This is a genomic window from Variovorax sp. OV700 (assembly GCF_900099805.1).
Lineage (GTDB): Bacteria > Pseudomonadota > Gammaproteobacteria > Burkholderiales > Burkholderiaceae_C > Variovorax.
The window spans coordinates 24,010-47,547 of the sequence record NZ_FNDR01000018.1 but is presented as its reverse complement, the minus strand read 5'-3'; the positions used below and the strand labels follow the sequence as shown (position 1 = coordinate 47,547).

The window sequence follows — 23,538 nt, the reverse complement described above, 5'->3', positions numbered from 1 at the left end:
CAATTCCTTAAGGGTGGCTCGGACGTTCAGGCGGCCTCGTCGGGCCAAGTCGGGTCGCGCGAGGCGTTGGCGGTGAGCATCAGCACCACGTGGGCGTCGCCGGCAACGGCATTGCTTTCGCGCAGCTGGCGCAGGGCGTCCAATCCGGCCGCCGCGCACAGTTCGGCGCTCACGCCGGCCGCCGTGAGCTTTCGCCGCGCCGCGCGGGCCTGGTCGTCGCTCACCATCACCACGCCCCCGCCGGAGGCGACGGCGGCCTGCCACTGCAGGAAAGTCACGGTGGCGCCGGCGGTGGAAAACTGCGCCGTGTCGCCGGGATACATGCCGTCGAGCGCGCCACCGGCAAGCACGCGCGAGAGGCGCGCAAAAGGCTCCACCAGCCAGAGCCGCGGCAGGCGCGAAATGCGTCCGGCGGCCAGCAGATCGCGAAAGCCCGCGTAGATGCCCCAGGCCAGATCGCCGCGCGCCGTGGGGATCACGACATGATCGGGCAGGCCGCCGTCGATCAGGCACTCCAGGGCAATGGGCTTGTAGCCCTCGATCGCCAGCGGCGCGCTTCCCAATGCCGGCAGGCGGTAATTGGTCAGTGCGAAATAGCCCGGATGTCGTGAGCGCTCACGCACGAAATCCCAGCGGCCGGCGTTGTCCGCAAAGACGTGGCGCCGGGCGCCCAGGGCGTCGAGCTGCCGTGCATAGGCGGCGGGCAAGCCCTCGTAGGTCGCCACTTCGCAAACCAGGCCCGCGGCCCACGCATAGTGCGCCGCCGAAATCGCGGCGTTGCCCGAAGAGGCCAGCACCAGCGTGTGGGCGCCGAAATCCAGCGCCTGAGCCACGCCCACGGCGGTCATGCGGTCCTTGTGAGAGCCCGTGGGGTTGCGCGATTCGTCCTTGATTGCGAGGCGCGCCACGCCGAACTGCCGCGCCAGCTCTGGCATCTCCGTGAGCGGCGTTTGGCCCTCGCCTAGCGTGAAGCCGGGCGTGTAGGGCATGGACAGAGGGCTGCCGCTGTCGGGCAGGTAGCTGGCGCGCAATCCGACATGGATGCCGATGTCCCGGCAGGCGGGACAGCCATCGTTCGCCAATGTGAGGGGATAGGGGGCATCGCATCGCAGGCACCGAAAGCCTTGCAGGCGAGGGTTTCTCACCGGCGGCAGCGTTCGAGCCAGCGCGACGCCCGATGGGTTTGCCGACAGGTCGGGAAGCGCGGCGGACTTGAAGTCCGGAACGGGCGGAGATGTGTTCACAGGCGGTCTAGGCGGGTAAGTCGTGCCCAAATCTTAGGCATCTGGAAATAAAATCATCTAGCTTGAAATACTCAAGCGATAAATAAACTTATCGATGCGCTTCGCCGAAATAGAGACGTTCCGGGCCCTGATGCGGGCCGGCTCCACCCGCAAGGCCGCGGCGCTGCTGCATGTGACGCAACCGGCCATCAGCCAGTCGCTCAAGCGGCTCGAGGCGCAAGCCGGCATGCTCCTGTTCCAGCGCACCGGTGGACGGCTGGTGCCCACGCCCGAGGCGCGTGCGCTGTGGACTGAGGTAGAGCGCGTCTTCATCGGCATGGAGGCCATCGAGCACCGCATGCGCAGCTTGCGCGACTTCGGCACCAACCAGCTCGAACTCAGTTGCTACCCGGCCTTCGGCCTCGGCTTCATGCCCCGTGCGCTGGAACGCCTGAAGGCGCACCGGGGCGACAGTCCCTGGCCACAGGTGTCGCTGCAGGTGCTCAGCTCCAAGGACGTGCGCGACCGCGTGGCAAAGGGCGTCTCCGACTTCGGCCTGATGGCCGACGAACTGCCGCTCGAAGGCATCGAGCACTCGACCTTCGCGCGGTTTCCCGGCGTGGTCGTGATGCCGCAAGGCCATGCGCTGGCGCGCTTCAAGTGCATCGAGCCGGAGCAGCTCGCAGAAGCGCCTTTCCTGGCCCTCAACCCCGAGGACCCTTCGCACCGCGGGCTCGAAACCGCACTGGCCGAACGCGGCGCAGCGCTTCGGGTGATGGTGCAGACGCCTTACGCGGCCAGTGTGTGCGAGATGGCCGTGCGCGGCCTGGGCGTGGGGCTGGTCAACCCGATCACGGCGCTCGACTACGCAGAACGCGGCCTCGTGGTGCGCCGGCTCTCGGTCGACGTATTTTTTAGCTGCGTGCTGGCCCTGCCCGCGGGCAAGGTGCTTTCCACCACTGCCCGCGACTTTCTTTCGCTCATGCGCCAGCAACTGGCGGAAGACGAGAAGCGCATTCAGCGCTACCTGCGCTGATTCCGTACGGGCCTACTTCCAGGCGAACTCGTGATTCAGCCCCACGACGAAGCCACGCACGCCCTGCGGTCCGGTCCTCGAAGCGCTGACGTCCACGCTGATCAGCGGCGTGAGGCTGAAGCGCCCGCCGATGCGCGAGGTCCAGACGCCCGCCGCGCGGCTGCGCTCCGCGATGAGCGACACCTTGTCGTCGAGCGCCCATTCCGCGGCCAGCCCGCCGCGCGGCGTGCGAACCCCGGTTCCGGTGGCCCAATCGGCGCCGAGGTTGGCGTGAATCTGCAGGCTGCCCGTCGGACGCCACGTGACCGGCAGCACAAACTGCCCGCCCGCCCGGCCGCCGCGCGTCAGGTCGAACGCGGCACCGAGCGAAAGTGCCGCGCTCAACGGCGCATCGGCCGCCGCGCCGAAGAAATTCCATTTGACCTGCGGGCCTGCGACGACCGAGTGCATGCCCGCTGCCGAAAACCGGTCGAGGTTCAGCCCGAGTTCGACAGGCCCCACGCGACAGGAGGGGCCGATGTGCAGGCCGTTTACCGGCTCCGGACCGGTGCGGCCCCACCAGGCTTCGTACTGGCATTGGCCCGGATCGAGCGTGCCGGCATCGTCGATATCGAAATGACCCGCGGCCTGCGCACCCGCACTCCCAAGGCCGCAGGCACCCGCCAGCAGCCAGGCGGCTCGCGGCGGTCGAATCATTCTTGTGCGCTTGTTGTCTTTCATCGCCTGCATCCCCCGAGGACCTGGAGATTCTAGGGATGAAGACGCGCCTTCAGATCTCGAATTGCGGCTGCAACTCGCGAATGCGCTTGATGGCCACCCCGGCCGCTGCCGTGCGGGTCTCGACGCCAAGCTTCACGTACACCCGCTCCAGGTGCTTCTTGGCCGTGGCGGGGCTGCTGCCGAGAATTTCTCCAATGTCCTTGTTGGTCTTGCCCTTCACCACCCAGTAGAGCACCTCGGCCTCGCGCGCTGTGAGCTTCAGGCTCAGGCTCATGGCTTCGATCACGGCAGTATCGGAAACCTCGCGCATGACGATCATCCATTCATCGCCGTCGTCGTCCTGGCCGGTCTGCCGATGCAAGCGCAAGCTGAGGCTGCTTGCGCTCGGCGTATCCCCCACGCCCGGCCCGGCCGCGCCCTGCACGATGGAAAGCGCCGGCGGCTCGATGCCCTGCTGCCTGGCATCGGGCGCGTGGCGCCGCAGCCACTCGAGCACCACGGGCGGCGTCTCGGGTGCACGGGTGTCGCAGTAGCGCTGTAGCAGATCGCGCGCGAGCGCCGTCTGCCAGATCAGCTTGCCCTCGGGCAGGCGCACGGTAATGCTCGCGTAGCCGAAGGCGTCGAGCGCATTGCGCGCCTGGCCGGCCTGCCGCGCATCCTGCCGGGCGCGGCGGGCGCCCTGCAGGTGCACGTTCATGCGGGCCAGCACTTCCTTGGGCTTGATCGGCTTGGTGACGTAGTCGACGCCGCCGGCCTCCAGCGCAGCCACCAGGTGCTCGGTTTCGGTGAGCCCGGTCATGAACACGATGGGAATGTGCGCCGTCGCGGCATCGGCCTTGAGCCGGCGCGCCACCTCGAAGCCGTCGATGCCCGGCATCATCGCGTCGAGCAGCACGATGTCAGGGCGCGCCTGCGCGGCACGCTGCAGCGCCTGCTCGCCGTTGGTGGCAATGAGCACGGTGTAGCCCGACTCGTCCAGCGCGTCGTGCAGCACCGCGAGGTTGTCGGGCACGTCGTCGACGATCAGCACCAGGTCGCTGTTGGCGCCCTGTTCGCGCAGCGTTTTCGCAAGCGGTGTGGTTTCCATGGGGATTGTTCTTCAGGCCGCGCTGACCGCGGCGGCAAGCGCCCGGCCCATGGCCTCGAACTGGAACTGGCGCGCAAGCACGCGCTGCGTCTCGGTCCAGGCCAGGCATTCGGGCTGTTCGGCGTCGATCTCGTCGAGCTGGTTCATGATGCCGCGAAAATAGCCGAGGCTCACCGCTTCGTCGAGGGCGCGCAGCCTCGCCATCGAAGGCGCCTGCATCGCGCGCGGCGCAGTGGCGGGAGCCGGCTTGGCGGCCGTGTCGGTCCATCGCAGGCCGAGGCGGCGCTCGAGCCAGTCGAGCAGTTCCGTATGGCGCACCGGCTTGACGAAAAAATCTTCGGGCGCAATGCCGACGTCGTTGTCCAGGCCCTTGTCGAAGGCATTGGCCGAGACGATGGCCACAGAGGCATCGGCCAAGCCGAGCTTGCGCGCGCGGCGAATCGTCTCCCAGCCGTCGATGCCCGGCATGGCAAGGTCGACGAACATCGAATCGGGCCGGTAGCCGGCCGCGATGAGGTCGAGCGCGTCGTGGCCGCTGGCGGCGGTGCGCAGCTCGAAGCCAAGCGGCGCCAGCACGTGGCCGAGCAGGTCGCGGTCGGCCTCCTCGTTATCGACCACCAGCAGCCGCCGGCGGGGGCCTTCGTAGCCGCGCCGCGCGCGCTGCACCGGAGCCGGCCGGCCCAAGGCGCCCGCAGCGTCGTGCACGCGCGGCAGGAAGAGCCGCACGCAGAACAGCGAGCCTTCCCCGGGCGTGCTGCGCACCTTCATCTCGCCGCCCATCAGGTCGGTCAGCATCTTGGCGATGGTGAGGCCCAGCCCCGCGCCGGGCGTGGAGGCCGCGGCCGCATCGCCGCGCGCAAAGGGCTCGAAGATGCGTTCGATGTCTTCGGCCGTCATGCCGGGCCCGGTGTCCTCGATCTCGACCGAGGCGAACTCCCGCGCATACGAAAGCCGCAGCGTCACCTCGCCCGCGGCCGTGAACTTGATGGCGTTGCCCAGCAGGTTGATGAGGATCTGGCACACCCGCTTCTCGTCGGCACGCACCAACTCGGGCAAGGTGCCCGTGGTCTCGAAGCGAAACCGCAATCCTTTCTCGGCCGCCTGCAGCTCGAACATGTCTGCCAGCTCGCGCAGGGTGTCGGCAAAGCGCATCGGCCTCGCATGCAGCGTGAGCTTGCCAGCCTCGATGTGGGCAATGGCCAAGGTGCCCTCGATGAGCGACAGCAGATGCTCACCGCCGCGCTTGATCACCGCCACGGCTTGCTGGCGGTGCGGCGGCACGGACTGGTCTTCGCCCATCAGCTGCGCGTAGCCCAGGATGCTGTTGAGCGGCGTGCGCAGCTCGTGGCTGATGGCGCTGATGTACCGGCTCTTGGCCTGGTTGGCCTGGTCGGCGGCACGCCGGGCCTCGTCGGCTGCGAGCTTGGCCTGCTCGGCGACTTCGCGCGCTTCATCCGCGGTCTGCTTGGCAGACTGCAGCGCGCGGTCGGTCGCGCGGTGCAACTCGATTTCTCGCATCAGCAAGTGGGTCTGCCGGTTCGATTCTTCCTGCGCGACCCGGCGGCTCTGGTGCGCCAGCACCAGCCACCAGGCCACGACGCCCGCGATCACCAGCAGCGCCATGTAGGCCTTGAGAAAGCCCGAGCGCAACGCCGATTGCTGCACGCCGGCCAAGGCCTCGGCCAGTTCCGATTGCGACGCCATCTGCAGCACACCCTCGCCCAATGCGCGCAGCTCCTGCTGGTAGAGCACGCCGAACACCACCGCCAGCACCGGCACGATGATCAGCATCAGCAGCAGGAAGTGGCCAAGCCCGGTGTCGAGATAGCGCCAGCTGAAGCGCGGCAGCAGCCAGCGCAGCGCCGACGACCATTGCGCCGAGAGGCTTGCATGCGGCTTGCACAGGTCGCCGCAGCGCGCATCGAGCGTGCAGCACAGCGAGCAGATCGCCCCCTGGTAGGCCGGGCAATGGGCCATGTCGGGCCCTTCGTACTCGCGCTCGCAGATCACGCAGTGCTGCACCTTCAGGCGCTGGTAGCTGCCTTCCGCGCCGCCCTCGTGCACGTCGTGCTCGACCCGCGCCCAGCGGACTGCGCGCGGACCGGCTGCCGGGGCGAAGGGCACCGCGCCATGGGCCACCGAACCCCGCGCCAGGTAGTACTTGCCGCCCGTCGCCCACGCGAGCAGCGGCGAAACCACCAATGCCGTGCCCAGCGCGATGAGCGCCGAGAACGCCTGCGCCAGGGGTCCGAAGACGCCGAGGTGCGCGGTGATGGACAACACCGAGGCCAGCGCCATCGCACCCACGCCCACCGGATTGATGTCCCACAGATGCGCTCGCTTGAACTCGATGCCCGGCGGCGACAGGCCCAGCGGCTTGTTGATGACCAGGTCGGCCACCACCGCCATCATCCAGGCGATAGCAATGTTGGCAAAAAGGCCGAGCACGTCGCCCAGCGCTTCGAACACGTTCATCTCCATCAGCATGAAGGCGATGAGCGCGTTGAACACCACCCACACCACGCGCCCCGGATGGCTGTGCGCCACGCGCGAGAAAAAGTTGCTCCAGGCCAGCGAGCCCGCGTAGGCGTTGGTCACGTTGATCTTGAGCTGCGAGATCACCACGAACAGTGCGGTCGCGGCCACGGCCCAGCCGTAGTTCGGGAACACGTACTCATAGGCCGCGAGGTACATCTGGTTCGGATCGACCGCGCGCTCGACCGGCACCATGTGCGTGATGGCCAGGTAGGCCAGCAGCGCGCCGCCCAGCATCTTGAGCACGCCCAGAACCACCCACCCCGGCCCGCCAGCCAGAACCCCTGCCCACCAGCGCCGGGCGCTCACCGCCGTGCGCGCGGGCATGAAGCGCAGGTAGTCGGCCTGTTCCCCCATCTGGGTGATCAATGCGATGCCGACCGTCAGTGCAGCGCCAAACAGGTGCAGATCAAAACCTTTCGCACCGGTCTTGACACCGTTGTAGTGCACGATTCCCGCAAACGCACCAGGATCGCGCACCAGCACGAAAACAAAAGGCACCACCAGCATCACCAGCCAGAGCGGCTGCGTCCACAGCTGCAGCCGGCTGATGGCCGACACCCCGTGGGTGACCAGCGGAATCACCACCAGCGCGCACACCAGGTAGCCCCAGACCGGCGGCACGCCGAGTGCCAGCTCAAGCGCGTAGGCCATCACTGCCGCCTCGAGCGCGAAGAAGATGAAGGTGAACGACGCGTAGATGAGCGAGGTGAGCGTGGAGCCGATGTAGCCGAAGCCCGCGCCGCGCGTGAGCAGGTCCATGTCGACGCCGTAGCGCGCGGCATACACGCTGATCGGCACGCCCGCCAGGAAGATGATGAGCCCCGTGACCACGATGGCCCAGAACGCATTGGCGAAGCCGTATTGCACCAACAGCGTCGCGCCCACGGCCTCCAGCACCAGGAACGACGCCGCCCCGAAGGCCGTGTTGGCCACGCGCCATTCGGACCATTTGCGAAAGCGCTGCGGCGTGTAGCGCAGGGCGTAGTCCTCGAGCGTTTCGCTCGCCACCCAGCTGTTGTAGTCACGCCGCACCTTGACGATGCGCTGGGGCGCGTCGTCGGGGCTGGTGGGAGTCTCGGCGGGATTCACACCGTTTCGGTGCATCTTTCGTGCCATCCATACGTCGTTTGGCGAACACCGGCATGACTGTTGCAAAGCCGAAGCCTGCCCAATAATGGCCGACCTCCACGCCATCCGATGCCGCTCCCATGGAACTGACCCCGCGCGAAAAAGACAAGCTGCTGATCTTCACCGCAGCATTGCTGGCCGAACGCCGCAAGGCGCGGGGGCTGAAGCTCAACTACCCCGAAGCCGTCGCCCTGATCTCCGCCGCCGTGATGGAAGGCGCCCGCGACGGCAAGAGCGTTGCGGCGCTCATGAGCGAAGGCCGCTCGGTGCTCACCCGCGCCGACGTGATGGACGGCATCGCCGAGATGATCCCGGACATCCAGGTGGAAGCCACGTTCCCCGACGGCACCAAGCTGGTCACCGTCCACCAGCCCATCGTCTGACTCTTACTCCAGAACAAGAAAGACCTGCCATGCGCCATAACGCTTCCAAGTCCCTCGCCGTCGTCGCCCTCCTGCTGCCGTTTGCGGCCAGCGCCCACACCGGCGTCGATGGTGGCCTGCACCACAGCCTCGTCACTGGGTTCATGCACCCGCTCACCGGCGCCGACCACTTGGCCGCCATGGTCGCGGTCGGCCTCTGGAGTGCGCTGGCAGCGCGCCGCGGCCTCGATCTGCTTTGGGCGCCGCTGGCTTTCGCGGGCATGCTGCTCGTGGGCGCGCTGATGGGACTGGCGGGCGTGCAGCTGCCGGCCGTCGAACCGATGATCGCGGCCTCGCTGCTGGTGCTGGGCCTGCTGGTTGCCACGCGCATTCACCTGCCGGCCACGGCGGCCGCGGGGGTGGTCGGGGTGTTCGCCGTCTTCCACGGCGTGGCGCATGGCCACGAACTCGCGGGCGAGCAAGGCGCGGCGTTGACGCTGGCCGGCATGGTCGGCGCCACCGTGCTGCTGCACCTGGCGGGCATCGCAGTGGGATGGGCGCTGCGCCATGCCAACGCCTGGCTGCCGCGCGTGGCGGGCGCTGCCGTGGTGGCGTTGGGCGCCACGCTGCTGTCGCAGGCCGTCTGAACAAGGGCACCGCCACCATGACACCCGGCGAACTTTTCACCGACGAGGGCGAGCACACGCTCAACCCTGGCCGCCGCACGCTCACGCTGGTGGTGCAGAACACCGCCGACCGGCCGATCCAGGTCGGATCGCACTATCACTTTGCCGAAACCAACGGCGCGCTCGGCTTCGACCGCGAAGCCGCGCGCGGCATGCGGCTCAACATCGCTTCGGGCGCCGCCGTGCGCTTCGAACCAGGTCAGCAGCGCACCGTCGAGCTGGTCGACTTTTCGGGCGACCGCATCGTCTATGGCTTTCGCGGCCTGATCCAAGGGAAGCTCTAAAAAATGGCCACCATCGGGCGACGCGCCTATGCAGAAATCTTCGGCCCCACGGTGGGCGACCGGGTCCGTCTTGCTGACACCGATCTGCTGATCGAAGTGGAAGCCGACTACACGCTGCGCGCAGGCGGCTACGGCGAAGAAGTGAAGTTCGGCGGCGGCAAGACCATTCGCGACGGCATGGCCCAGTCGCAGCGCACAAGAGCCCAAGGCGCCGTCGACACCGTGCTGACCAATGCGCTGATCCTCGACCACTGGGGCATCGTGAAGGCCGACATCGGCCTCAAGGACGGACGCATTGCCGCCATCGGCAAGGCCGGCAACCCCGACGTGCAGCCGGGCGTGGACATCATCATCGGCCCGGGCACCGAGATCATCAGCTGCGAAGGCAACATCGTCACCGCCGGCGGCATCGACAGCCACATCCACTTCATCTGCCCACAGCAGATCGAGGAAGCGCTTGCTTCCGGCGTGACCACCATGCTCGGCGGCGGCACCGGCCCGGCCACAGGCACCTTCGCGACCACCGCCACGCCCGGCCCGTGGCACATCGAACGCATGCTGCAGGCCGCCGATGCGTTCCCCATGAACCTGGGTTTCCTCGGCAAGGGCAACGCCAGCCTGCCCGATGCCCTGCACGAGCAGATCGAAGCGGGCGTCATGGGCCTGAAGCTGCATGAAGACTGGGGCACCACGCCTTCGGCCATCAGCAACTGCCTGGACGTGGCCGACGCCACCGACACGCAGGTCGCGATCCACAGCGACACGCTCAACGAATCCGGCTTTGTCGAGAACACCATCGCGGCCGTGGGCGGCCGCTCGATCTGCGCCTTTCACACCGAAGGCGCGGGCGGCGGCCATGCGCCCGACATCCTGCGCGTGGTGGGCGAGGAGAACTTCCTCCCCTCTTCCACCAACCCGACCATGCCCTACACCGTGAATACGCTCGACGAACACGTCGACATGCTCATGGTGTGCCACCACCTGGACGCCGGCATTGCCGAGGACCTGGCCTTTGCCGAGTCGCGTATCCGCAAGGAAACCATTGCCGCCGAAGACGTGCTGCACGACCTGGGCGCCATCAGCATGTTCAGCTCCGACAGCCAGGCCATGGGCCGTGTGGGCGAAGTGGTGCTGCGCTGCTGGCAGACCGCGCACAAGATGAAGCTGCAGCGCGGCTGGCTGCCACCCGCGCCCGGTACGAGTGCGGACCCGCTGGACAGCAGCGAGCGCAACGACAATTTCCGCGCCAAGCGCTACGTCGCCAAATACACGATCAACCCCGCCATTGCGCACGGCATCGCGCATGAGGTCGGCTCGCTCGAGGTCGGCAAGTGGGCCGACATCGTGATCTGGAAACCCGCCTTCTTCGGCGTGAAGCCCTTCACCCTCATCAAGGGCGGCACCATCGCCATGGCCGCCATGGGCGACCCCAACGCGTCGATCCCCACGCCACAGCCGGTGCACTACCGGCCGATGTTCGGCAGCTACGGCGGCTCGCTGGCCAAGAGCTCGCTCACCTTCGTCTCGCAGGCCGGGCTGGCTGCGGGCATCAAGGAACGCTACGGCCTGGCAAAGCACCTCAGCGCGGTGAAGAACATCCGCAACGTGCGCAAGAAGGATCTGATTCACAACGGCTACACGCCGAAGATGGAGATCGACGCGCAGACCTATGCGGTGCGCGCCGACGGGCATCTGCTGACCTGCGATCCGGCGGTGCAGCTGCCGTTGACGCAGCGGTATTTCCTGTTCTAGATGCCGCGGGCCTCAGGCCGAACGAGGTGTCATGTGGTCGCGGATCCAGCCGGCAAAGCTGCTTTCGTCCATGGCGCTGGCCGCCACGTCGATCATCACCAGCGTGGCCTCGGCTTGCATTGCCACCAGCCGCTGGCCGTTCAGCGCAAGGAACAGACCGACAGACAAGAAAGCCGCGCGCTTGTTGCCATCGATGAATGGATGGTTCTTGGCCAGTCCCACCCCGTAGGCTGCCGCGAGGTCGGCCACGTCGGGCGATCCGTAGCTCACAAGGTGGAGCGGGCGCGACAGCGCGGACTGCAACATCGTTTCGTCGCGCAGGCCCGAGGCCCCGCCGTGCTCAGCGAGGCTTTCGTCGTGCAACAGGATGAGGGTGCGCCTGTCGATCCAGCGCCAGGCGCTCATTTGGCGAGCTGGTGGAAGGTGTCGCGGAATTCGCGCATGAATTCGCGGCCCAGTTTCAGCTGTTCTTCGACATCGGGGTCGTACGGTGTCAGGGTGACCCCATTGGCAGCCTCGGTCAGGAACAGCGTATCGCCCTTTTCCACCTTGAGCCGCGCCAGCACTTCCTTGGGAAGAATCACCCCGACGGAGTTGCCGATCTGGGTCAATTTGAGTGCCGACATGAAGGGCTCCAAAGTTATAACAAACGTTATATTATCGACGTCTTCCCGCTGAAAGCAAGTCCCCATGCTCACCGCCAATAAACTCATGCCCCAAGGCCGCGGCCTTGCGCCCGTGCTGCTGAAGCGCGCCGCCATGATCGAACTCGACTGGGACGTGCGCCAGAAAAGCCGGTTCGATGCCACCGACTCGCAGGGCCGGCAGATCGGCGTGTTCCTGCCGCGCGGCACGGCGGTGCGCGGCGGCGACGTGCTGGTGGCCGAAGACGGCTCGCTGGTCCGCGTCATCGCCGCGCCGCAGCCGGTGCTGCGCATCACGCATTGCACGGCCCACGGCACGCCGTTCGACCTGACGCGCGCAGCCTATCACCTGGGCAACCGGCATGTTCCCATCGAACTCAAGCCCGACCACCTGAAGATCGAGCCCGACCATGTGCTGGCGGACATGTTGCGTTCGATGCACCTCATCGTCGTCGCGGTCGAGGAAGCCTTCGAGCCCGAGGGCGGTGCCTATGGGTCGCAGGAGCATTCGCACGGCGGAGGCCATGGTCATGACCACGCGCATGACCATGGTCACTCCCATGCAAAAGGCCCCAAGCCGCTGGTACTCGCACCGGAGCTGCTGGACGATCATGACCATGCGTGATTCAGAGCGGTGGTTGATCGAGCGGAACAACCGCAGCGCCCGGTGTGCGCAGGGCGCCGGGTGCTCCCCGCAGCGAAATAAAGGAGGAGGCGAAGCCGGGGGACATTCGCGGAGGGGAGTACCCGGTGGCCTGCGCACGCGCCCTGGACAAGAGCACTTCAAAAGCTGACATGTCCGACGCGTCCAACAACGCCCACAGCCTCCTGCAGCTCATCTGGCTCGCCTCCCCCGCCCTGCCGGTCGGCGGCTTCTCCTATTCGGAAGGAGTCGAAGCTGCAGTCGAATGGGCCGGCATCGACTCGGAATCGAAAGCCATCGAATGGCTCTCCGACCAGCTGTACCTGAGCTTCGCACGCGGCGACCTCGCGCTCGTGGCGCAAGCCATCCCGGCCTGGCGCGCGGGTGACGCCGAACGGATCCGCGCGCTCAACGAGTGGGTCCTGGCCACCCGCGAATCGGCCGAGTTCTTCCTGCAGACCGAGCAGATGGGCCGCTCCTTCGTCGAGTGGCTCAAGCTGCACCACGCGGACACGGCCGAGGTCTTCGCGGACCTGCCCGCAAGCTACCCCGTGGCCTTCGCCTTCGCGCTGAGCCGCACCGGCGCCACGACACACGACGGCTGCCTGGCCTTCGCCTTCGGCTGGGCCGAGAACATGGTGGCCGCGGCGGTCAAGGCCGTGCCCCTGGGCCAGAGCGCAGGCCAGCGCATCCTGGCGCGGCTGGCGCACGAAATCCCTGCCGCCGTCGCCCACGCGATGCGCCTGGGCGACGACGAGCGCCAGGCCTTTGCGCCCCTGCTGGCGGTGTTGTCGGCCCGCCATGAAACACAATACTCGCGCCTCTTTCGAAGCTGACCGAACCGGACAACGCCCATGACCTCCGCCCTGCACCACATTCCCCACCGCACCAAGAAACTGCCGCCGCTGCGCGTGGGCATCGGAGGACCGGTCGGCTCGGGCAAGACCACGCTGCTCGAAATGCTCTGCAAGGCGATGCGCGACAAATACGACCTGATCGCCATCACCAACGACATCTACACCAAGGAAGACCAGCGCCTGCTCACCGTGGCCGGCGCCCTGCCCGCCGAGCGCATCATGGGCGTGGAGACCGGCGGCTGCCCGCATACCGCCATCCGTGAAGACGCGTCGATCAACCTCGAGGCCATCGACCGCATGCTCGAGGATTTTCCCGATGCCGACGTGGTGTTCGTCGAATCGGGCGGCGACAACCTCGCGGCCACCTTTAGCCCCGAGCTGTCGGACTTGACCATCTACGTGATCGACGTGGCCGCCGGCGAGAAGATTCCGCGCAAGGGCGGGCCCGGCATCACCAAGAGCGACCTGTTCGTCATCAACAAGACCGACCTCGCCCCGTACGTCGGCGCGAATCTCGACGTGATGGAGCAGGACACGCAGCGCATGCGCCGGCAGCGCCCCTACGTGATGACCAACCTCAAGACCCACACCGGCGTGGCCGAGGTGGTGGCGTTCATCGAGAAGCGCGGCATGCTCACCACGGCCTGAGCCGCTTCTTCTTCAGAGCTCGCTGCCGTCGCGGACTTGCCGCGCCTTGTAAACCAGCCGCACGCTTGCGCGGCGCACGTCGCGCACGTGCTGCACGTACACATCGGCCGCGTCGTTCGTCCACGCCGCATAGGCGGTGCCGGGATCGTTCGATGCCAACTCGCCGCCGAAGACCCCGCGTCCCCATCGAACCAGTTCGGCAAATGCGGCCGCGCCGCCATCGGGCAGGGCCTGCGCGGGCGCGACAAACTCGACGCGCTGCAGCTGCGATCCGGCAAAGAAGAAAGTCGGCTCGAACACCAGCCCGGCGATGGAAACCGGCGCGGCCTGCCAGCTCCCCAGCAGCCCGCCCGCGAGCCGCTGCGGACGCTGCACACGCTGGGCCGTGGGCACAGCAATTTGCAGTTCATCGGCCGTCATGCCAAGCCGCACGCCAGGCGGCAAGGCCTGGGCATGCAGCGCCTGCACGGCGAAGAATCCAGCGCAGGCGATGAGCACGCGAACGACGCGGCCAGGAGAAAAAGGGAGAACAACGAATCGCAGCTTCGACATGGGAACGAGAAAACACTGGCGGCCAGGACAGCCGCGAGTATGGCGCGAGCGAAGGCCCGGCGTCCTGCGGTCCCCGCATAGCCCCACGTGCGAGGACCTACGGTGTTCGGTCCGGTCAGTGCGTCGACTGTGCGGCCTGCCCGAGCAGCGGCAGGCGCAGCGTCAGGCCCAGCGCACCGCCTGCGTGCGGTGCCGCGTAGATGCGCCCGCCGTGGCGGCCGGCAATGCGCTCGCACACCCGCGCGCTCGCGCGATGCGCGACCGCCTGCGTTGCCTCGAGAAACCTCGCAAGCGGCGGACTCGCGTCGGCCGCATCGAGGTCTCGCCAATGGACCACGGCCTGGCCACTTTCCACGCGCGCCGATACCTGCAGGGTGGCGCCGGGCGACATCACGTTCGCCGCATACCTGGCTACCTTGGAGAGCAGTTCTTCCAGCTCGGCCTCGATGCCGAACACGGGCACCACCTCGTGTGGAACCCGGATGTCGAAGCGAATGGGTTGATCGGAAGCGCTCTCATGGCCGAAATCGCGCAGCGCAGCAACGAGCGGCCGAAGGTCCTGCACGCTGCTCTGGCTCATCTTCTGGCGCGCTTCGCGCGTCGCTTCCTCTGCCATTTCACGCGCCAGCCTGCCGGCCTTCACGTTGGAGATGAACAGCGACACGATGAAGCCCAGCACCGCGGCGAGCCCCAGTCCGACGGCCAGGGCGATGCCCAGGCCCAGGTTGGTGGAATACATGAAACCCTCCGCCTTCAATGGCCCGGGACAGGCCGGAACTCCAGCTCGCCGCCAGCGCCGCGCTCACAGCTCCCCGACAACGCATCCGCGCGCCGGCCGGGCAGCGCGGGGCGAGCACCTTCGGGCTGCCCCTCGCAAACATTCCATGCCGCCATCGGCGCGGCATGGCCGCCGGGCGGCAACGGCACGGCGCCGTGAAAGCCCGGGTACGGGCCCCTGCCTGGCGGGTCGAAAGGTGGAGGCGGCGGAAGCATGATGCAACCCGAAAGGACGGCCGCGGCGAGCACGCCCGACAGGTGATGGAATCTGATCATTTGAAACTCACGAGCAAGTTCACGAGCGCGTGCGACAGGGCTGCGCACTGCACTGCCCTGCCGCACACTGCCTTTGGCGTCAGAAGGCGTGACGGATGCCGAAGTCGTAGCCGGTGGACGAACGCGGCAAGCCCGTGTAGCTGACGCCGGCGCTGCCGTAGCCCGTGGTGCTCGCAGCGCTCAGGCTGCCGGTGTAGGCCGCGTCGTTGCGGTTGTTCACGCGGGCAACGGTGGCGTACAGGGCCGTGCGCTTCGAGAGGTTGTGCACGTAGCCGAGCGCCAGCTTCTGAACGCGCGGATCTTCGCCGGTGATGCCGACGGCGCCTTCGTTGTAGCGAACCGTGGAATACGACGCACGGATGAGGCCCGCGCCCACCGGCATGCTCGCGCCGATCAGGTAGCCGTTGTAGCTGTCGTGGCTGTTGCCGACGGCGAGGTCGAACTTGTTCTTCACGTTCGAGAGTTCGCCGAACAGCTTGACGGGACCGAAATCGTACGACGCACCCAGGTTGATGGTCTGAACCTTGCGGGTCAGCGCCGTGGTGTCGGTGGCGATGTTCTGGCCCACCGCAAGGGCCACGTCCAACGGACCATTCGCATAGCCGAAACGTCCGCCCACATAGCGACCGGCGTTGGTGTTGGTCGACGTCGTGGTGGTGCTGGAGTCGGTGTCCGTGTTTTCGTGGAAGCTGTATTGCAACTGCCCGTAGAAGCCGCCGAGGTTCGGCGGCAGGAAGTAGCCGACCATGTTGCTGGCGCGCACATAGTTCGCATTGTTCAGGCCGGTGCTGCCGCTCACCGTGCTGATCACGTTGGTACCCGAGCCGTTGGTGCCGAACGGATCGAAGACGGTGTCGTTCCAGAACGTGGCGGTGTAGTCGCGGCCCAGCCGCACTTCACCGAAGCCGCCCGAGAGGCTCACGGTGGAACGGCGGTTGAAGGTCGAAACGCCGGTGGCGCCGTCGTCGTTGGTGATCGGTGCTTCGAGCCAGAAGCTCGCTGCGAGCCCGCCACCGAGGTCTTCGGTGCCGCGGAAGCCGAGGCGGCTGGAGTTGTAGCCCGAGTTGGCGAGGCTCCACTTGCTTTGCTTGGAGCTCAAGCCCGTGGTCGCGTCGCGCGAAGTGGCCGACTGGTAGGTCACGCCGGCGTCGACGACGCCGAACAACGTGACGGACGATTGGGCAGAGGCCAGGCCGGTAACGGCCAGCGCGGCAAGTGCCGTGAGGGATTTCTTCATTCAGGTTTCTCCGGTTTTCAGCAGCTCTTCATCGAGCAGCTGGACGGATGGTCCTGTTCAAATTTGGAGGAATCTGGTCGATGCCGCGCGCTTTGCACCGACTGTTGTTTGTGCGCACGCCCAAGCCCTTCAAACGCACAAGGCTTCATACCAGAAATCTCCCAAAAGCCGCGCAATGCTTGGCAACCGAAGGAGCCCGACATGACCATTGCATTGCAGAACACCATCGCAGCGTCGCTGGGTGTGCAGCAGCTCACCAGCGCATTCAGCCCGGCCTTTTCCCACCTGCGCATTCTTCGCAACCTGATCATTCCCATGCCCGAGGGGAGCCCGGTTCGCACCGCACAGATCGATGCGGTGCTGGTGTGCGAAACCGGCATCTACCTGTTCGAGATCAAGGCCTGGCGCAACGCCTTCGTGTACCGCAAGAAATCGGGCCAGGCGCCGCCGCGCTGGTTCCTGCGCCTGCAGGGGTGCACGAGGGCACGCGAAGTGAAAGACCCTGCATGGCAGGGCGGCCGCAAGACCACGCAACTGCGAAGCCTGCTGGCCGACGAACTGCGCCTGCAGTACTTCGTGCTGCTGCCCTGCGAGGGCGTCGAGCTCGAAGGCGTGATGCCGGCCGCGGTGATCACGCAGCAGGACTTGCCCTACATTGCGCGCCTGGTACGCAACAACGGGCGCACCGCGCGCACCTATCCGCTGCTCGATGCCGAGGCCATCGACCGCACGGCGCAGCGGCTGCTCGACATCCAGGGCGGCCTCTCGGTCGAAGACCACGTGCAGAACTGCCGCGAGAGAAGCGAGCAGATCTCGGTGCGCTGGAACATCGCGGGTGCAAACAACGCCATGAGTGGCATCGGACTGCAATAGCACGCGCCGCAGGCACGCCCCTGCACGTTGGAGGGAGTCCCAGATTTCTCCGACTTTGGCGGGAACCATGCGGCGATATGAATCCATCCAAGTCCGCAGCGGCCCTCGCTGCATTGCTCACCGCGCTTGCATGCGGCCCGGCCTGGGCCGCCGATCCGTTCACCGTCAGGGACATCCGGCTCGAAGGCCTGCAGCGCGTCGAGCCGGGAACGATCTTCTCGACCCTCGGCATCGAGGCCGGAGACACCTACAGCGACGAGCGCGGCAGCGCGGCCATCCGGTCGCTGTTCGAGCTCGGCCTCTTCAAGGACGTGCACATCGACGCCGACGGCAACGTGCTGGTGGTGGTCGTCGAGGAGCGGCCCACCATCGCCGACGTCGATTTCGTCGGCTCCAAGGAATTCGACAAGGCCGTGCTGCAGAAGGCGCTGCGCGAAGTGGGCCTGGCCGATGGCCGGCCCTACGACAAGGCGCTGGCCGATCGTGCCGAGCAGGAGCTCAAGCGCCAGTACATCAGCCACAGCCTCTACAACGCACAGGTCATCACCACCGTGACGCCGCTCGAGCGCAACCGTGTGAACCTGACCTTCACGGTGACCGAGGGCGAGTCGGCGCGCATCACGGACGTGCGCGTGGTCGGTGCCAACGCCTTCAGCGAAGGCACGCTGCTCGACCTGTTTGACCAGGACAAGGGCGGCTGGCTGAGCTGGTACACCAAGTCGAATCAGTATTCGCGCAGCAAGCTCAATGGCGACCTGGAAACGCTGCGCTCGTTCTACATCACCCGCGGCTATCTCGAGTTCCGCATCGAATCCACGCAGGTTGCGATATCGCCCGACCGGGAGACGATCACGCTCACGGTCAACATCACCGAAGGCGAGAAGTTCGCGGTGGCCGGCGTCAAGCTCGACGGCAACTACCTGGGCCGGGAAGACGAGTTCAAGTCGCTCGTCACGATTCGCCCGGGCCAGCCCTACAACGGCGAAGACGTGAGCGCCACCACCAAGGCCTTCACCGATTATTTCGGCACCTTCGGCTACGCGTTCGCGCGCGTGAAGGCGGAACCGGAGATCGACCGCACCAACCGCCGCGTCGTGATGATGCTGCGGGCCGAGCCCTCGCGGCGCGCCTACGTGCGGCGCCTGAACATCGGCGGCAATGCGAGGACACGCGACGAGGTCATTCGCCGTGAGTTTCGCCAGTACGAGGGCGCCTGGTACGACGGCAACAAGATCAAGCTCTCGCGCGATCGCGTGGACCGCCTGGGCTTCTTCACCGACGTGAACGTCGAAACCACCGAGGTGCCGGGCTCGCCCGACCTGGTCGACCTCACGGTCACCGTCGCCGAGAAGCCGACCGGCTCGCTGCAGCTGGGCGCGGGCTATTCGTCGACCGACAAGGTGTCGCTGAGCTTCGGCATCACGCAGGAGAACGTGTTCGGCTCGGGCAACTACCTGGGCCTGCAGGTCAACACGAGTTCGTACAACCGCACCATCTCCCTCACCGCCACCGACCCGTACTTCACGCCGGGCGGCATCTCGCGCACGTTCAACGTGTTCCACAACACCACCCGCCCCTATTACGAGGCCGACGGCAACTACAAGCTGGCGAGCGACGGCGGTTCGGTGCGTTTCGGGCTGCCGCTGGGAGAGCTGGACACGGTATACCTGGGCATCGGCGTGGAGCGCTACAGCTTCACGCCGGGCACCAATGGTGCCTACACGCTGGTCGAAGGCTCTTACGTCTACACCGGCACGCCGCAGGCCTACCTCGACTATTTCCAGTGCACGGGCACCGCGCCGGGCGTGGTGTGCGCATCGAAGAACATGGTGGGCATTCCCGCGACCATCGGCTGGGGCCGCGACGACCGCGACAGCGCACTGGTGCCCACCAGCGGCCGCCTGCAAACCGCCAACCTCGAAGTGGGCGTGGGCAGCGAACTGCGCTACCTGAAGACCAACTACCAGTACCAGCAGTACTTCCCGATTTCCAAGCAATACACGCTGGCCATCAACGGCCAGCTCGGCTACGCAAGAGCGCTCGGCGGCACCACGTACCCCATCTTCAAGAACTTCTATGCGGGCGGGCTGGGCTCCATCCGCGGCTTCGAGCAGAACTCGCTGGGGCCGACGGACGCGGTGACGGGCGGCGCGCTCGGGGGCACGCGCAAGGCGATCTTCAACATGGAATTCAGCACACCTTTTCCGGGCGCGGGCAACGACAAGACGCTGCGGCTCTACACCTTCCTGGACGCCGGCAACGTGTTCGCGGAACGCACCGCGAGCATGACCGACGCGCAGTGGAAGGCGCAGAACCGCCTGCGCGCATCGGCTGGCCTGGGCATCAGCTGGATCTCCCCGCTCGGTCCGCTGCGCCTGGCCTACGCGGTGCCCATCGTCTACCAGAAGCTCGACGAAGCCAATGGCATTGCCGCGGACCGGACCCAGCGCTTCCAGTTCCAGATCGGCACCTCGTTCTGAAGCGGAGCACCCATCCATGAGCCGCATCCTGCTGGTTGAAAAAGGCCGCGACATGGCCTCCTTGCTGCTCGAAGGCCTGCAGCGCGCCGGCCATCATGTCGAGCACATCGACGACGGCGTTGCCGCCCTCGACCGCATCCTCACGTCACCGCCGGCGCTCACGCTGCTCGACACGGCGCTGCCGCGCATCGACGGCTTGCGGGTGCTCGAGGAAGTGCGCTCGCACAGCGACCATCCGATCATCGTGCTGACGGCGCGCACCCGCGAAGCGGACATGCTGCGCGGGCTCGAACTCGGTGCCGACGACTACGTGTGCAAGCCTTTTTCGCCCCGGGAGGTGGTGGCGCGCGTGAACACCGTCCTGCGCCGGCATGCGCAGCGGCGGCGACTGGCCACGCCGTCGCCTTCGGTGGCGTTCGGGGATGCGCCGGGCCGCGTGCAGATCGAGGGCCGGCCGGCTGTGCTCACAGGCCGCGAGCTGCGCCTGTTGCAGACGCTTTCCCGGGAGCCGGGCCGGGTGTTCCCGCGCTCGGCGCTACTCGAAGCCGCGTTCCCCGACGCACTCGACGTCAACGAGCGCGCGGTCGACGGGCACATCAAGAACCTCCGCAAGAAGCTCGCCGCCGCGTCACCTTCGCACGACTGGATCCGTTCGATCTATGGCGTCGGCTTCGTCTTCGAGGAGCGGCCGGCCTGAGGCCCTTTGCATGCGGGTTTCGGCATCCGGGCTTCCTGGCCACCCGTGGCCATGATCGGGGCAAGGGTGGACAGCGCGGAGTTACCCGCATCGGCCTTGTCATCTACCGCGCAGCCGCCGCGCGCGGCCACCACGACTCCGATCACCAGCCCGCAAGAAACCAGGAAGCCCACCACGCGCTGCATCGACATGGGCCTGTTGTCCTGCCGCGCCTCGGTGCGAGCGAGCCACACGGCGCTCACGCGCGACGGGGCACATTGGCCCCCTCTCTGATGAAGCGCGGCTTTTTTTTCACCTGCATCATGGCGTCTCCTTCTTTGCCGCAGTGCCAGCTGCGGCCGAGCGGGTGGCGCGCGCCTCGGCCCAGACGACCACCAGCGCCCACACGTGGGTCACCAGCCAAAAAAGGGCGGTCAGCGCGAACAGCAGGGTGTCCGTGCCCGGGTCGGACCAGACCTCCGACCAGGACCACGCGGAAGCCGGCGGCGCGCAATGGGCCGGCCCGGCCCATGCGAGCACGGAGGCCGCAAGGGCCTGGAAAGTCTTGTTCGGACGTCGATGCATGCGCGGATTCATGGCAGGCATCGTGCGATTCGATTCGGGAGAAATGTGGGAGGCGGGTTCTCCCATATTTCTCCGCAATTCGAAACCAAGATCGACGGTTTCCCCATGACGCCCCTTAGCCCCGAACGCATGCCCCAGAATGCGGCCATGCATCTCCCGAGCCCATGCCGCGTCTGACGCTTTCCAGGAAAATCTTCCTGGCGCTGGCCGCGCTGCTGATCGTTCTGCTGCTCAGCTTCGCAGGCCTTTCCATCGTTGCATTGCAGCGAGGCCTCGGCTCCTACGTGGCCGAGATCGAGATCCGCCGCATGGACTGGCTCTCCCAGCTGCTGTTGAAGCACTACGCCGCCAATGGCGACTGGAAGAAGCTGCGCGACAACGACGATGCCTGGCACCGCCTGCAGATGGGCCGGCTGGCGGCCGTGCTCGATGGTGCCAGCAACCCCGACGAACGAAAGCTTCCCCCCTGGTACGAAAACCGCGGGCCGGGCGGCAGCGGTCCCGACGGCGGCTCCGAGAACGGTTCTCGCCCGCCTCCTCCCCCGTCATCGCCTCAGCTCGACCTGCTGCCCAAGCGGTTCGTGCCGCTGCCGCCGCCATGGTCTTTTCCCGATCCGCGCGAAGCCGCCGATTCGATCTACCAGCGCCTGGCCGTGGTCGACGCGCAGGGCGCGCACGTGGTCGGGGCGCAGATCGACCAGGAAAATGCTGCGCGCCTGCCGCTGCGGCACGGCAGGTCGGTCGTCGGCTACCTGATGCTCGCACCGGTGCAGGGCCTGGAGAGCGAGGCCGACCGCGCCTTTCTCGCGCGCCAGTCGGGCGTGATCGGCCTCACCGGGCTGTGCGGGCTGGTGTTTGCCTTGATGCTGTCGTGGCTGCTGGCACGCCGCTGGTTCAAGCCCATCGACGACCTCACGCAGGCGGCGCAGGATGTTGCGCGCGGGCGGCTGTCCACGCGCGTGGCCGTGCAGGGTTCGGACGAACTCGCACTGCTCGGCAAGACCTTCAACGACATGGCGCAGCGCCTCGACACGGTCGAGGCGTCGCGCCGCGCCTGGCTGGCCGACGCGGCGCACGAGCTGCGCACCCCGCTGGCCGCCATGCGCGCCGAAATCGAGGCCCTGCAGGACGGCGTGCGCACCTTCGACGAGCGCACCGCGCTGCGGCTCCATCGGCAGGTGATCCGGCTCGGCCAACTGGTGGACGACCTGCGCAGCAGCATGCGCGAGCCGCAAAGCGACTTGCTCACGACGGCGGTGTTTCCGCTCTCGCTGCTGAAGGAAGCGCTCGACCACACGCGCGACCGCTTCGCCGCACGCGGCATTGCGGTGGACCGCAGCGCGATCGACCTGGTCTCGGCGCGGGCGCAGCCGATGATCGACGGCGATGCGCACCGGCTGCACCAGGTGTTCATGAACCTGCTCGAGAACACGCTGGCTTACACCAACGCCGGTGGCCGGCTGCGCATCGGCGTCACGGTCGATGGTGCGTGGTCGGGCAACCACCTTACGCTGCATTTCGACGACAGCGCGCCGGGCGTTCCAGAGGCAGAAATGCCGCGCCTGTTCGACCGGTTGTTTCGCGGGGAATCGTCGCGCAGCCGCGAGCTCGGCGGCTCCGGGCTCGGCCTTTCGATCTGCCGCGCGACCATCGAGGCCCACGGCGGCACCATCGATGCCCAGGCTTCCGACCTGGGAGGATTGCGCGTGACCCTCACGCTTCCGCTTTCAAGGAGCACTTCGCCATGACCCGCATCGTCATCGTCGAGGACGAGCTCGACATCGCCTCGGTGGTGCAGGACTACCTGCGCCACGCCGGCTACGAAACCGCGCATTTCGCCGACGGCCAGAGCGCGCTCGAGCATCTCATCGCCTCGCCGCCCGACCTCACGTTGCTCGACATCATGCTGCCACGGCTGGACGGCATCGAAGTGCTGCGCCGCGCGCGCGAGCACACCAGCCATCCGATCATCATGCTCACCGCGCGCATCGAGGAAGTCGACCGCCTGCTCGGGCTGGAGCTGGGTGCGGACGACTATATGTGCAAGCCTTTCTCCCCGCGCGAACTGGTGGCGCGCGTGCGCGCCGTGCTGCGGCGCACCGCACCGCCTGATGACCGCAGCCAGGGCCGGCAAGGCACGCCGGGCCTCGTGCTGGACGACGTGCACTGGCGCGCTTCGCTCGAGGGAACGCCGCTCAACCTCACCCGACGCGAGTTCGGATTGCTCCAGGTGCTGTCGCGGCACCCGGGCCGCATCTTCTCGCGCGCCCGCCTGCTGGAGCTGGCCTACGACGACACCATGGACGTGACGGAACGCGCCATCGACAGCCACGTCAAGAACCTGCGGCGCAAGCTCGGCGTCGTCACGCCGTCGCACGACTGGATCCGCTCGGTCTACGGCGTGGGGTTTGCGTGGGAGTCGCCGGGCCAGGGCTGAGCGATGTTGTTGCGATTAGAGGCCGCAGCCAAGCTAC

Annotated in this window: 25 protein-coding genes; 13 read left to right on the top strand and 12 right to left on the bottom strand. The window is 67.0% G+C overall.

The window, feature by feature from the left end:
• Positions 1–26: 26 nt before the first annotated feature.
• The gene (locus tag BLR24_RS28375) at positions 27–1,082 is read right to left on the bottom strand and encodes a pyridoxal-phosphate dependent enzyme (RefSeq protein WP_254787646.1); all 1,056 of its coding nucleotides are present in this window, start codon (positions 1,080–1,082) and stop codon (positions 27–29) included.
• Between the two features lie 256 nt (positions 1,083–1,338).
• Between BLR24_RS28375 and BLR24_RS28370 the strand changes: the two genes are divergently transcribed.
• Positions 1,339–2,259 (top strand): LysR substrate-binding domain-containing protein, encoded by a 921-nt coding sequence (locus BLR24_RS28370; RefSeq protein ID WP_093023704.1) that lies wholly within the window; start codon positions 1,339–1,341, stop codon positions 2,257–2,259.
• 12 nt (positions 2,260–2,271) lie between these two features.
• On the opposite strand, the gene BLR24_RS28365 is transcribed toward BLR24_RS28370, so the two are convergent.
• From BLR24_RS28365 to BLR24_RS28355, 3 genes are all read right to left on the bottom strand, one after another.
• Complete coding sequence (locus tag BLR24_RS28365) at positions 2,272–2,955, bottom strand: hypothetical protein (protein ID WP_254787644.1); 684 nt, start codon at positions 2,953–2,955, stop codon at positions 2,272–2,274.
• Between the two features lie 73 nt (positions 2,956–3,028).
• Positions 3,029–4,066, bottom strand: coding sequence for a response regulator transcription factor (locus tag BLR24_RS28360; RefSeq protein WP_093023702.1), 1,038 nt, complete (start codon positions 4,064–4,066; stop codon positions 3,029–3,031).
• 12 nt (positions 4,067–4,078) lie between these two features.
• A complete protein-coding gene (locus tag BLR24_RS28355) occupies positions 4,079–7,708 on the bottom strand; it encodes a hybrid sensor histidine kinase/response regulator (RefSeq protein ID WP_093023815.1) in 3,630 nt (1,209 codons plus the stop codon).
• Positions 7,709–7,812: 104 nt separating this feature from the next.
• Here BLR24_RS28355 and BLR24_RS28350 point away from each other — a divergent pair, with 104 nt between their 5' ends.
• Genes BLR24_RS28350 through ureC form a run of 4 tightly spaced genes read left to right on the top strand, consistent with a single transcriptional unit; the run spans position 7,813 to position 10,816 of the window.
• Positions 7,813–8,115, top strand: coding sequence for an urease subunit gamma (locus BLR24_RS28350; protein WP_018906796.1), 303 nt, complete (start codon positions 7,813–7,815; stop codon positions 8,113–8,115).
• 29 nt (positions 8,116–8,144) lie between these two features.
• Positions 8,145–8,741, top strand: a complete 597-nt coding sequence (locus BLR24_RS28345; protein ID WP_093023699.1) for a HupE/UreJ family protein — start codon at positions 8,145–8,147, stop codon at positions 8,739–8,741.
• A gap of 17 nt (positions 8,742–8,758) precedes the next feature.
• Positions 8,759–9,064 (top strand): urease subunit beta, encoded by a 306-nt coding sequence (locus BLR24_RS28340; protein ID WP_093023697.1) that lies wholly within the window; start codon positions 8,759–8,761, stop codon positions 9,062–9,064.
• 3 nt (positions 9,065–9,067) lie between these two features.
• A complete protein-coding gene (ureC, locus tag BLR24_RS28335) occupies positions 9,068–10,816 on the top strand; it encodes an urease subunit alpha (RefSeq protein WP_093023695.1) in 1,749 nt (582 codons plus the stop codon).
• Between the two features lie 12 nt (positions 10,817–10,828).
• On the opposite strand, the gene BLR24_RS28330 is transcribed toward ureC, so the two are convergent.
• Together BLR24_RS28330 and BLR24_RS28325 are read right to left on the bottom strand one after the other, a co-directional pair.
• Positions 10,829–11,221 carry a type II toxin-antitoxin system death-on-curing family toxin gene (locus tag BLR24_RS28330; protein WP_093023693.1) on the bottom strand — a complete coding sequence of 131 codons (393 nt, stop codon included), beginning with the start codon at positions 11,219–11,221 and terminating at the stop codon, positions 10,829–10,831.
• The gene (locus BLR24_RS28325) at positions 11,218–11,442 is read right to left on the bottom strand and encodes an AbrB/MazE/SpoVT family DNA-binding domain-containing protein (RefSeq protein WP_093023691.1); all 225 of its coding nucleotides are present in this window, start codon (positions 11,440–11,442) and stop codon (positions 11,218–11,220) included. The genes BLR24_RS28330 and BLR24_RS28325 overlap by 4 nt, the downstream gene beginning before the upstream one ends.
• Positions 11,443–11,506: 64 nt before the next feature.
• Here BLR24_RS28325 and ureE point away from each other — a divergent pair, with 64 nt between their 5' ends.
• The 3 genes from ureE (at position 11,507) to ureG (ending at position 13,608) form a co-directional block, all read left to right on the top strand.
• Positions 11,507–12,085: an urease accessory protein UreE gene (gene ureE, locus BLR24_RS28320; protein WP_093023689.1), complete on the top strand. Its 579-nt coding sequence runs from the start codon at positions 11,507–11,509 to the stop codon at positions 12,083–12,085.
• 170 nt (positions 12,086–12,255) lie between these two features.
• A complete protein-coding gene (locus BLR24_RS28315) occupies positions 12,256–12,939 on the top strand; it encodes an urease accessory protein UreF (protein ID WP_093023687.1) in 684 nt (227 codons plus the stop codon).
• Between the two features lie 18 nt (positions 12,940–12,957).
• The gene (gene ureG, locus BLR24_RS28310; RefSeq protein ID WP_093023685.1) at positions 12,958–13,608 is read left to right on the top strand and encodes an urease accessory protein UreG; all 651 of its coding nucleotides are present in this window, start codon (positions 12,958–12,960) and stop codon (positions 13,606–13,608) included.
• Positions 13,609–13,620: 12 nt separating this feature from the next.
• Here ureG and BLR24_RS28305 read toward each other — a convergent pair whose 3' ends face one another.
• The 4 genes from BLR24_RS28305 to BLR24_RS28290 form a co-directional block, all read right to left on the bottom strand.
• On the bottom strand, positions 13,621–14,160 hold the full coding sequence (locus BLR24_RS28305) for a hypothetical protein (protein ID WP_093023683.1): 540 nt from the start codon (positions 14,158–14,160) through the stop codon (positions 13,621–13,623).
• A gap of 115 nt (positions 14,161–14,275) precedes the next feature.
• On the bottom strand, positions 14,276–14,899 hold the full coding sequence (locus tag BLR24_RS28300) for an ATP-binding protein (RefSeq protein ID WP_093023813.1): 624 nt from the start codon (positions 14,897–14,899) through the stop codon (positions 14,276–14,278).
• Positions 14,900–14,913: 14 nt separating this feature from the next.
• Complete coding sequence (locus BLR24_RS28295; RefSeq protein ID WP_093023681.1) at positions 14,914–15,213, bottom strand: hypothetical protein; 300 nt, start codon at positions 15,211–15,213, stop codon at positions 14,914–14,916.
• Positions 15,214–15,292: 79 nt separating this feature from the next.
• Positions 15,293–16,450, bottom strand: a complete 1,158-nt coding sequence (locus BLR24_RS28290; protein ID WP_093023679.1) for a porin — start codon at positions 16,448–16,450, stop codon at positions 15,293–15,295.
• Between the two features lie 201 nt (positions 16,451–16,651).
• On the opposite strand from BLR24_RS28290, the gene BLR24_RS28285 reads away from it, so the two are divergent.
• From BLR24_RS28285 to BLR24_RS28275, 3 genes are all read left to right on the top strand, one after another.
• A complete protein-coding gene (locus BLR24_RS28285) occupies positions 16,652–17,323 on the top strand; it encodes a nuclease-related domain-containing protein (protein WP_093023677.1) in 672 nt (223 codons plus the stop codon).
• 77 nt (positions 17,324–17,400) lie between these two features.
• Positions 17,401–19,803, top strand: a complete 2,403-nt coding sequence (gene bamA / locus BLR24_RS28280; RefSeq protein ID WP_093023675.1) for an outer membrane protein assembly factor BamA — start codon at positions 17,401–17,403, stop codon at positions 19,801–19,803.
• Between the two features lie 16 nt (positions 19,804–19,819).
• Positions 19,820–20,500 carry a response regulator gene (locus tag BLR24_RS28275; protein WP_093023673.1) on the top strand — a complete coding sequence of 227 codons (681 nt, stop codon included), beginning with the start codon at positions 19,820–19,822 and terminating at the stop codon, positions 20,498–20,500.
• On the opposite strand, the gene BLR24_RS28270 is transcribed toward BLR24_RS28275, so the two are convergent.
• Entirely contained in the window at positions 20,461–20,691 is a 231-nt protein-coding gene (locus BLR24_RS28270; RefSeq protein WP_254787642.1) for a hypothetical protein, read from the bottom strand. The two genes, BLR24_RS28275 and BLR24_RS28270, sit on opposite strands and share 40 nt — an antisense overlap.
• Positions 20,692–20,800: 109 nt before the next feature.
• Positions 20,801–21,064, bottom strand: a complete 264-nt coding sequence (locus tag BLR24_RS28265) for a hypothetical protein (RefSeq protein WP_254787640.1) — start codon at positions 21,062–21,064, stop codon at positions 20,801–20,803.
• A 164-nt stretch (positions 21,065–21,228) separates the two neighbouring features.
• Here BLR24_RS28265 and BLR24_RS28260 point away from each other — a divergent pair, with 164 nt between their 5' ends.
• On the top strand, positions 21,229–22,812 hold the full coding sequence (locus BLR24_RS28260; protein ID WP_093023667.1) for an ATP-binding protein: 1,584 nt from the start codon (positions 21,229–21,231) through the stop codon (positions 22,810–22,812).
• The gene (locus BLR24_RS28255) at positions 22,809–23,501 is read left to right on the top strand and encodes a response regulator (RefSeq protein ID WP_093023665.1); all 693 of its coding nucleotides are present in this window, start codon (positions 22,809–22,811) and stop codon (positions 23,499–23,501) included. The genes BLR24_RS28260 and BLR24_RS28255 overlap by 4 nt, the downstream gene beginning before the upstream one ends.
• The last annotated feature ends 37 nt before the right edge of the window (positions 23,502–23,538 follow it).